Origin of the sequence: Neobacillus drentensis (assembly GCF_036966985.1) — a bacterium.
GTDB classification, from domain to species: domain Bacteria; phylum Bacillota; class Bacilli; order Bacillales; family Cytobacillaceae; genus Neobacillus; species Neobacillus drentensis_E.
The window spans coordinates 355-1959 of sequence record NZ_JBALSN010000792.1 but is presented as its reverse complement, the minus strand read 5'-3'; the positions used below and the strand labels follow the sequence as shown (position 1 = coordinate 1959).

The 1605-nt window shown below is 34.8% G+C and carries 2 protein-coding genes; both read right to left on the bottom strand.

Annotated features, from left to right (window positions below):
- Positions 1–363: CDI toxin immunity protein (locus tag V7659_RS31790; protein ID WP_335543951.1), on the bottom strand; the 363-nt coding region annotated here is incomplete at its 3' end.
- Between the two features lie 89 nt (positions 364–452).
- Positions 453–1605: hypothetical protein (locus V7659_RS31785; RefSeq protein WP_335543950.1), on the bottom strand; the 1153-nt coding region annotated here is incomplete at its 5' end.

Genomic DNA, 1605 nt, shown 5'->3' with positions numbered 1-1605 from the left:
AAATACATTTATAACATTTTGAAATTTGGCTTTTATTACTGGAAAATCAGAGTATCTCCAGTACACTTCAACATACTCTTGATTGAGTAGGTCAGCAACCTCAGATAACTTAGAAATTAGATGATGGTTTTCAATTTTGTTCCAATCGATTAAGCCAAATCGTGAAAATGGTACCTGATTTTGAAACGAACCATAAAGTTCATTACTCTTCTCATTAGAAAAAATAGTCACTCCACTGCCTAGAGCTTCAATGCATTCATCAAATAAAACTCTATAATGATTGATACTATTTAATTTGTCTTGTTTTTGTTTTTGGCGTTCTAAAAGAAATTCCAGCCTTTTCTTCCTATCATTATTTTCCATACACTTTTCACCCTAGCAAAAAATTCATTTTTTTATTACTTAATTCATCTTTCTTATTAAATAATCCTGTCCCGTTAGTATAACAAGGACTACCACTCTCTCCATTGTTCAGTGATGTCATCACCTGTTTCAAGACCAGTTAATTCGGCAACCGATAATATATATTCAGCAAGCTCTTCCCTTTCCATTGTTTCAATGAAATAATCATATTTCTCATTTATCTTATTGAATTTTAGTATGACTTTTTTAACTAGGGACGAGAGTTTCTTTTGTGTAGGGGTATCACCAAGACCGTTGATCTTTTGTATGTACGCATTGAGTGCTTTCTCCGAAGCATTTATACTCTCATTTGTAAAGGTATCATCTCCGTCATTCATTCGGTCACGCCAAAAAACGGTCGGCAAGGGGATTTGATCAATTTTGGCACCCTTAATATCCTTTCGTTTGTGTGAAAAGTGCCTTTTCTCTGTAAAATAAACTACGGGAATTCTTTCACAATAGCTTAAATCGCCATCCTCTACATCGGTTCTGTCGAAGTTAAAAAATTTCAATTTATCAAGACTTTTTGTAAATGAAATAGACTGCATACTACCGCAGGATACGACGGTTAACGATTCTAAATTGCTCAATGATCCGATTGAGGAAAAGTCCCTGATACTTTTGCAGTTCTCCAATTCGAGTCCAGTCAAGTTCTTAAGTTCTGAAATTGAACTTATATCATTTAATTTATTGGAGCCGTAAACCTCAAGGAACCGCAATTTGCTTAACCTCTCAATTCCTTCTAATGTTTCAAGGTTTGCTTGCCTAATGCGGAGCTCTTCAATATTTTCCGCCATTCCTAGTTCGGAAAGATTCTTTGATGGGGGATTATATCCCGAAACCACAACAATCTTTAATTTTGATAAGTTGGAAAATCCTTGGGTTTTTCCTGGCAAATCGCCGTATAATTCTTCTAAAGAAGGGATGAGGCTCAAATCCAGCTTATTTTTCTTACCAACACCCAATGATAAAACTTTTAGGTTTGTCAGATACTTTAATCCATCAAAGTTTTTAATGGTGTCACTGGCTATATGTAGATTCTCAACTGACGTGCATTTCTCTAAAAAGTCTACGTCTGTCAACTCATTGCTGCCAATTGAAATGATTTTAAATCCTTGCTTGTTTATTAATTCCAAACTTTCATCAAGGTGTTCTGCTGAGATTCTAAGTGTATCCTCTGTATCATTTGGATACCTAACTATT